This window comes from Streptomyces lushanensis, assembly GCF_001700515.1.
GTDB classification, from domain to species: Bacteria; Actinomycetota; Actinomycetes; order Streptomycetales; family Streptomycetaceae; genus Streptomyces; species Streptomyces lushanensis.
The window spans coordinates 1-7,901 of sequence record NZ_MAUD01000367.1 but is presented as its reverse complement, the minus strand read 5'-3'; the positions used below and the strand labels follow the sequence as shown (position 1 = coordinate 7,901).

4 protein-coding genes are annotated in these 7,901 nt (G+C 73.4%); all 4 read right to left on the bottom strand.

The genetic code is table 11. The annotated features are described in order from the left end of the window. Positions 1–227: 227 nt before the first annotated feature. A complete protein-coding gene (locus BFF77_RS26295) occupies positions 228–2,201 on the bottom strand; it encodes an acyl-CoA dehydrogenase family protein (protein WP_066954329.1) in 1,974 nt (657 codons plus the stop codon). Between the two features lie 270 nt (positions 2,202–2,471). Next, the gene (locus tag BFF77_RS26290; protein WP_066954326.1) at positions 2,472–3,917 is read right to left on the bottom strand and encodes an aldehyde dehydrogenase family protein; all 1,446 of its coding nucleotides are present in this window, start codon (positions 3,915–3,917) and stop codon (positions 2,472–2,474) included. 228 nt (positions 3,918–4,145) lie between these two features. Beyond that, the gene (locus BFF77_RS26285; RefSeq protein ID WP_066954332.1) at positions 4,146–5,726 is read right to left on the bottom strand and encodes a PucR family transcriptional regulator; all 1,581 of its coding nucleotides are present in this window, start codon (positions 5,724–5,726) and stop codon (positions 4,146–4,148) included. Positions 5,727–5,946: 220 nt separating this feature from the next. After that, the coding region (locus BFF77_RS26280; protein WP_211280315.1) for a type IV secretory system conjugative DNA transfer family protein at positions 5,947–7,901 on the bottom strand (1,955 nt) is incomplete at its 5' end.

Here is a 7,901-nt window from a genome sequence, read left to right as displayed (position 1 = left end):
CACGGGGGAGCATCGCAAGGCGGCGGACCGGCGTCGTCGACGGCCCGGCCGTACCCGGGCGACTCCGACAACGCGGCGAGGTGCCGTGCCAGGCGTTCCGGGCCCGCGAAGACCGGCCGGACAGGACCTGGAAGGTGTTCGACCCGGCCGGCGGTCCGGGGCCGCGTCCTCGAAGGACGCGGCCCCGGGGGCGGCCCGGCAGGCGGGCGCACGGAACGGCCGGCGGCTCAGCGGATGCGGCGGTGGACGTCGGGGCGGCTGGAAGGGCCCGGCGTGGCGTCGGCGATCCAGGGGCCGTCGCCGCTCGGGTCGATGACACCGTCCTCCAGCCAGGTGTACCGGCCGGCGAGAACACCGCTCACGACCTTGCGGTCGAGTTCGTCGGTGTTGGACCACAGACGGGCGAAGAGCTCCTCGACACGGATACGGGCCTGCCGGCAGAAGGCGTCGGCCAGTTGGTACGCCTCGCGCCCGTGGTCCCCCTTCGTACGGAGCAGTTCGGCCCGTACACAGGCCGCGCTCATCGCGAACAGTTCCGCGCCGATGTCGACGATCCGGCCGAGGAAGCCCTGCTTGGTCTCCATCCGGCCCTGCCAGCGGGACATGGCGTAGAACGTCGAGCGGGCGAGCTTGCGCGCGGTCCGCTCGACGTAGCGCAGATGCACCGACAGATCCGGGTGGCCGGGCCGGTGGAACTCACCGTACGAGCCCGGCAGCTGCCCCGGTCCCGCGACCAGCTTCGGCAGCCAGCGCGCGTAGAACCTCCCTGCCTGCGCACCCGCCCTGGCCTTGTCGGAGAGGGACTTGTCCGGATCGATGATGTCCCCGGCCACGGAGAGATGGGCGTCGACGGCCTCACGGGCGATCAGCAGATGCATGATCTCCGTGGAGCCCTCGAAGATCCGGTTGATCCGCAGATCGCGGAGCATCTGCTCGGCGGGTACGGCGCGCTCGCCGCGGGCCGCCAGCGACTCCGCCGTCTCGAAGCCCCGGCCGCCGCGGATCTGGACCAGTTCGTCGGCCATCAGACAGCCCATCTCCGAGCCGTACAGCTTGGCCAGGGCCGCCTCGATCCGGATGTCGTTGCGGTCCTCGTCGGCCATCTGCGACGCCAGGTCGACCATCGCCTCCAGCGCGAACGTCGTCGCGGCGATGAAGGAGATCTTCCCGCCCACGGCCTCGTGACGGCCGACCGGCCTGCCCCACTGCTCACGGGCCGCCGACCACTCGCGGGCGATCTTCAGACACCACTTGCCCGCGCCCACGCACATCGCGGGCAGCGAGAGCCGGCCGGTGTTGAGCGTGGTGAGGGCGATCTTGAGACCGGCGCCCTCGGGGCCGATGCGGTTCGCGACGGGAACGCGGACCTGGTGGAAGCGGGTCACCCCGTTCTCCAGACCGCGCAGGCCCATGAAGGCGTTGCGGTTCTCGACCGTGATGCCCGGCGAGTCCGCCTCGACGACGAACGCCGTGATACCGCCCTTGTGGCCCTCGGAGGCGGGCACCCGGGCCATCACCACGAGCAGATCGGCGACGACGCCGTTGGTGGTCCAGAGCTTCACCCCGTCGAGGACGTACGCGTCGCCGTCCGGCACGGCCGTCGTCGCGAGCCGGGCCGGGTCGGAGCCCACGTCCGGCTCGGTGAGCAGGAAGGCCGAGATGTCCGTACGGGCCAGCCGCGGCAGGAAGGCGTCCTTCTGCTCCCGCGTGCCGAAGATTTTGAGCGGCTGCGGTACGCCGATCGACTGATGGGCGGAGAGGAGCGCGCCGATCGCGGGGCTCGCGGAGCCGATCAGGGCCAGCGCCTTGTTGTAGTACACCTGGGTGAGGCCGAGGCCCCCGTACGTCGTGTCGATCTTCATGCCGAGCGCGCCCAGTTCCCTGAGCCGGTTGATCACCTGGTCGGGGATGCGGGCCTCGCGCTCGATGAGCGCGCCGTCGATCTCCGTCTCGCAGAACGCGCGCAGCCTCGCCAGGAACTCCTCGCCGCGCCGGACGTCGTCCGGCGCGGGCAGCGGATGCGGATGGATGAGATCGAGCCGGAAGCGGCCGAGGAACATCTCCTTGGCGAAGCTCGGCTTGCGCCAGCCCTGTTCACGGGCGGCCTCGGCGACCTGGCGGGCCTCGCGCTCGGAGACCTTGGGCTTGCCCTGCGGTTCCTGCGGGGCGGATGCTGCTGAGGGTGCGGATGGGGCGGACATGAGGAACTCACCTCGCCGCGGAGTCGGGTCCGATATGGGTTTTACCGGCTGGTACTACTCGTCCGTATCTACCCGATTAATGCCGTCCCCACCAGTTGAGGACCGTGGACCGGCGCCGCGGCGAGGGCCCGGGAGAACACCGGCGGCCGGAGTCCGCGGTGGTGGACTCCGGCCGTCGGCCCGGCGTGCCCGGCCCGGCGTGCCCGGCCTGCGTTCTCGGCTTGGCGTTCTCGCCGGGCGGGCGTGCGTGGAGGGTGCCGGGGAGGCTCCTCAGAGAGTGAGGCCCGTGAGCACCATGACGCGCTCGTAGGTGTAGTCGTCCATCGCGAACCGCACGCCCTCACGGCCCACGCCGGACTGCTTGACTCCGCCGTACGGCATCTGGTCGGCGCGGTACGAGGGAACGTCGCCGATGATCACACCGCCCACCTCAAGGGCGCGGTGGGCGCGGAACGCGGCCTGGAGGTCATGGGTGAACACTCCGGCCTGGAGGCCGTACTTCGAGTCGTTGACCGTCTCGAACGCCTCGCTCTCGCTCTCGACCCGGCGGAGCGTCAGAACGGGGCCGAAGACCTCCTCGCGGGAGATCGTGGCGTCCGCCGGGACCTCGGAGAGGACGGTGGGCGCGTAGGACGCGCCGTCCCGCTTGCCGCCCGCGAGGAGCTGGGCACCGGCCCCCACGGCCTCCTCGACCCAGGCCTCGACACGCTTGGCCGCGTCCTCGCTGACGAGCGGTCCCACATCGGTGGCGTCATCGGCGGGATCGCCCGTGACCTGGGCCTCGACGGCGGCGACGATCCTCGGCACGAGCCGCTCGTACACCGACGAGTCCGCGATCACGCGCTGGACGGAGATGCAGGACTGGCCGCCCTGGTAGTTGGCGAAGGCCGCGATCCTGGTCGCCGCCCAGTCCAGGTCCTGCTCGCTCGCGTAGTCGGCGAGGACGACGGCCGCGCCGTTGCCGCCGAGTTCGAGCGTGCAGTGCTTGCGCGGCACGGAGTCCATGATCGCGAAGCCGACCTTGTCCGAGCCGGTGAACGAGATCACCGGCAGCCGCTCGTCCTGGACGAGGGCGGGCATCCGGTCGTTCGGTACGGGCAGTACGGACCAGGCGCCCGCGGGCAGCTCGGTCTCGGCGAGCAGCTCGCCGAGGAGGAGCGCGGACAGAGGTGTCGCCGGGGCGGGCTTGAGGATGATCGGCGCTCCGACGGCGACGGCGGGAGCGATCTTGTGGGCGCAGAGGTTGAGCGGGAAGTTGAACGGCGCGATGCCGAGGACCGCGCCGCGCGGGAAGCGCCGGGTCAGCGCGAGACGGCCGGCGCCGCCCGCGTCCGTGTCGAGACGCTGGGCCTCGCCGCCGTTGAACCGGCGGGCCTCCTCGGCGGCGAACCGGAAGACGGAGACGGCGCGGCCGACCTCGCCGCGGGCCCACTTGAGGGGCTTGCCGTTCTCGGCGGAGATCAGCCGGGCGACCTCCTCGGTGCGCTCGACGAGCCGGCGGGAGACATGGTCGAGCGCGGCGGCGCGAACATGCGCGGGGGTCGCGGCGAACTCGTTCAGCACGGAGTGCGCGGCGGCGACGGCCTCCTCGACCTGGGCCTCGGTGGGCACCGCGACGGTGCCGACGAGCCGGCCGTCCCAGGGAGAGGTGACATCGAGGGTGTCCTCGCCGGTGGCCTGGCGGCCGGCGAGCCAGAAGGCGTGGGTGGAAGTCATTGCGAGTCCGGGCCCTTCCGAGTAGTCCGCGTGGGTGGGGGTTGTCCGTCTCCACGGTAGGCGTGCGGAGGCGGGTGGCGGGTTGTCCGGGGTGGAGTGGTGGGGCGCGGCGCCTACGACGCTTTGTCGGGTACGGCGGGAAGCCCCGCTCGTCCGGGTTCCTTCCCGGTCCTGGAGGGAGTACGCGGCGCGGGCGCGGCCGGGGCGGGCGCACCGGCCCGGTGTCTCTCACTTCGGCGGCTGTGCGGCCTCCGCCCGTGTCGTCGTCTTGAGCGCCAGCCAGAGCTCCATCCGGACGTCCGGATCGTCCAGCGAGCGGCCCAGGATCTCCTCGACCCGCCGCATCCGGTAGCGCAGCGTATGCCGGTGGACACCCAGATCGGCCGCCGCCGCGTCCCACTGGCCGTGCCGGGACAGCCAGGCGCGGAGCGAGGCGACCAGATCGCCGCGGCCCTTGGTGTCGTGTTCGTACAGCGCGCGGAGCATGCCGTCCGCGAAGGCCCGTACCGCGTCGTCCGCCAGCAGCGGAAGGATCGAGCCCGCCGCCAGCTCCTCGTGCTCGACCAGCGTGCGGCCCCTGCGGTGGGCCACCGACAGGGCCTGTTCGGCCTGTTTGTACGCGCCCGCCACGGCGGTCGGGCCCGTCGGCGCGGACAGACCTATGAAGACGCCCGCCTCCTCCGCCTCCCGGCCGGCGTACTCCTCGGCCGCGCCGACCACCGCCCCGCCGTCCACCGCGAGCACCACCAGCCGCGGCCCCTCGCCGTCGGGCACCGCCAGGACCGCCTCCCTGGCCCGTGCCGCCGCCGCCTCCAGCGTCTCGGTGAACGAGGGCAGCGGGTCCTCGGGCGTGGTCTCGGCCGACTCCGCGATCAGCAGCCGGGACGGTGCGTCGAGCAGTCCGCCGTAGAGATCGCCCGCCACCGCCCGCGCGTGGTCGGACTGTCCGGACAGGAGCATGCGCAGGACCGCCGAACCGAGCCGCTGCTCCGCCGCCCGCAGCTCGCTCGAACGCTCCGTCGTCAGCGTCAGCAGGGCGATCGCCGAGTGCACCGCGTACCGCTCCGCCGCGCCCAGCGCTCCCTCCGTCCCGACGGCGAGCGCGCCGCGCACGCGCCGTCCGGTGCCCAGGGACTGGAGTTCCACCCGGTCGTCGCCGCTCGCGCCCGCCGGGTCGCCGAGCACGGCGCTCGCGGGCGCGGAGCGCTCCCGCAGCCGTTCCACGTCGGCCGTGAGCCGGGCGGCCCGCCGCGCGGCCCATTCCGGCGCGGCGGCGACGACCGCTCCCGACGCGTCGTACAGCGCAGCCCAGCCGTCCACGTACACCGCCAGCCGGGCCAGCAGGGCCGCGGGTCCCTCGGTGAGCGCGGCGCGGGTCAGCTCCCGCTGCGCCTCGAATCCCTCGGTGACCGCGCGGTACTGATCGGCCGCGATGGCCGCCGAGACAGCCTTGCTGATGGCGAGGAACGGCGTACGGCGCGGCACCCCCAGCAGCGGCAGCCCGGCCTCGCGCGCGGCGGCGACGAGCGCCTCGGGTATGTCCTCGTAGTTCACCCCGAGGGCGAAGCCGAGCCCGACGACTCCGGCGTCGACCAGCCGCCGTACGTAGCGCCGCATCGCCTCGGGGTCCTCGGCGTCCAGCGTGGTCGCGGTGATGAGGAGGAGCTCGCCGCCCTCCATGTACGGGACGGGATCGGCCAGCTCGCTGGCGTGGACCCAGCGCACGGGGGTCCGCAGCCGGTCCTCCCCCGCGTGCACGGTGAGATTGAGCGCCGAGTGCTGGACGAGCGAGGCGAGGGTGGGCGGCATGGTGGAACCGTAGGGCCTCCGGCCGCGGACGGGCAGGGTGCCTGGCATGTGACCTGCCCTTCCGGACGACGACGGTCTCTACGACGTCCTGTATGAACGGCGCGCCTCGATCCTGCCAGATTGTCCCACCGGGCGGTCCGTCGGTCGGCTTGTCGGGCGGCCCGTCGGCTCGTACACACGACCGAGCCGTGCCGCGTGCGCGCCGACGGCAGGGCGGCGCTCAGCTCCGCAGATCCACCAGCAGCGGGGGCGCGTGCTCGCCGCCCACCGTCCGCAGCGAGAGCACCGCGTGTCCCGCCGGCACCGAGTGCGCCAGCTCCGAGGCCGACCAGCGCTCCCGCTCGACCTTCCGCACGGTCACCGCGTCCGTCGTCACCGCCTTGCCGGTGACCAGCTTCCGGAAGGCGTGGACGGCCCGGGTCAGCGGCTGGTCGGCGAAGACCGTCCGCTGGGTGACGTCCCGGGTCTCCACCCACTCCGTGCCCCAGGCCTCCGCGAAGCGCTTGCCGTCCCAGGTGGTGATGCCGGAGAAGGCCATCCGGCAGCCGACGGCCCCGAGGAGGGCGGTGTGCAGCGCCTCGGGCACGTCGTCGAGCGTGCGCAGGGTCAGCACCGCGCCCGCGTTCGCCGACCGCAGCCGCTGGACGCCGCGCAGTGTCTCGGCGGTGAGCGTACGGGTCGCGTCGTCCAGGACGAGGCAGGCGAAGAGGGAGCGGTCGCCCCGGACCGCCGCGTTGGCGGTGAACTGGGCCAGTATCAGCCGGGCCAGCATCCGTGAGGCCTCGGCGTGCCCGCGCTCGGGCAGCTCGATACGGACGCGCAGCGGATGCTCCAGGGTGCGCAGCGAGAACGGCCTGGTCCTGCCGGTGGTGTCGAAGAAACCGGCGAAGGCGGGCCGGTCGAGCAGCGCGACCCGGTCGGCGAGCGCACGGCCCGGGTCGCCCGGCGCGCCCGACTGCCGCTCGCGCGCGTCCAGCTCACGCCGCATGGTGTGCTGCCCCTCGGCGTCGAGCCTCTCCCCCAGGGCGGCCACGGCGGCGGGCGAGCCGTCGAGCAGCTCACGCAGCTCGGGGACGGCGGGCAGCCGGCCGTGCGCGGCGCGGAACGGGCCGAGGATCTGTGCGAGCGCGGTGGTGGCCCGCCGGCTGTCGGTGTCCGTCAGATCGCCGACGAGACCCTCGGCGAGTACGACGGCGGCCTCGTCCGGGTCGGTGGTGCCCCCGTACAGATCGAGGTCGTACACCGACTCCCGATCGCCGAGCCGGACCACGACGTCGTAGGCGCTGTCGGGACCGAGCTGGGTGCCGGCGGCGCAGACGACGATGACGGCGGCCTGGCCCGCGAGCGCCTGGAGCGCGAGCGACTCGACGACGGGCCGGACCAGCGCGTGCGTCTTGCCCGCCCCCGGCGGCCCGACGGCCAGCAGCGAGGTCCCGAGCAGCACCGGATCGAGCGCGAGACCGGTCCCTCGCCGCGGGTAGGGATTCCGCTCCCCGTCGTGGACCGTACCGATCCTGACCTGCCGTGCGAGCAGATCGTGCCGGGCGGCGCGCACGGGCAGGTCGCGCCTGCCCGAGGGATGGACGCAGGCACCCGCGCCCTGCCCCCGCACGGCCTCGGAGAACGCCGTGAGCCGCGAGGGATCGGCCCGTACGGAGTGCCAGGCGCGGCGGATACGGGCGTAGTCGACGTCGTTCATGCGTCCGTCGCGTACCTCGGAGGCGAGCCGCGCGGCGATCTCGCCCAGTCCGGCCGCCCTCAGCTCGGGCCACTCGGCGAGATCGTCCTCGGGCTCGGGATGGGCGGGCGCGGCCGGGACGGGCTCGGTCCCGGGGCCGCGGCCCAGCAGGCGCAGGACCAGCTCGGGCCAGCGGCCGAGGCGCCCGAAGACGAAGAGGAGGCCGCCGATGACCAGCGCGTACCAGACGTAGGCGGCGACGACGGAGGTCATCGTCCCGCGCCAGGAGTCCGGGGTGAACATGTAGAGCGGCCAGAGCCAGAATCCGCCGAGGTAGCCGTTCCACAGCAGTGACCAGAGCAGCATCCCCGCGAGCAGCGAGATCAGCGCTCCGGTGACCAGCTGCCGCACGGGTGTGCGCTCAGGTTCCTCCGGCGGGCGCGGCCGGTGTCCGTAGGTCCAGGTTCCCGGCGCGTCCGCCGGAGGAACCTGAGCGC

Excerpts from the sequence above, each read along its gene's own strand:
- BFF77_RS26290 (WP_066954326.1), bottom strand. The coding sequence starts at position 3,917 with ATGACTTCCACCCACGCCTTCTGGCTCGCCGGCCGCCAGGCCACCGGC.
- BFF77_RS26285 (WP_066954332.1), bottom strand. The coding sequence starts at position 5,726 with ATGCCGCCCACCCTCGCCTCGCTCGTCCAGCACTCGGCGCTCAATCTC.
- BFF77_RS26295 (WP_066954329.1), bottom strand. The coding sequence starts at position 2,201 with ATGTCCGCCCCATCCGCACCCTCAGCAGCATCCGCCCCGCAGGAACCG.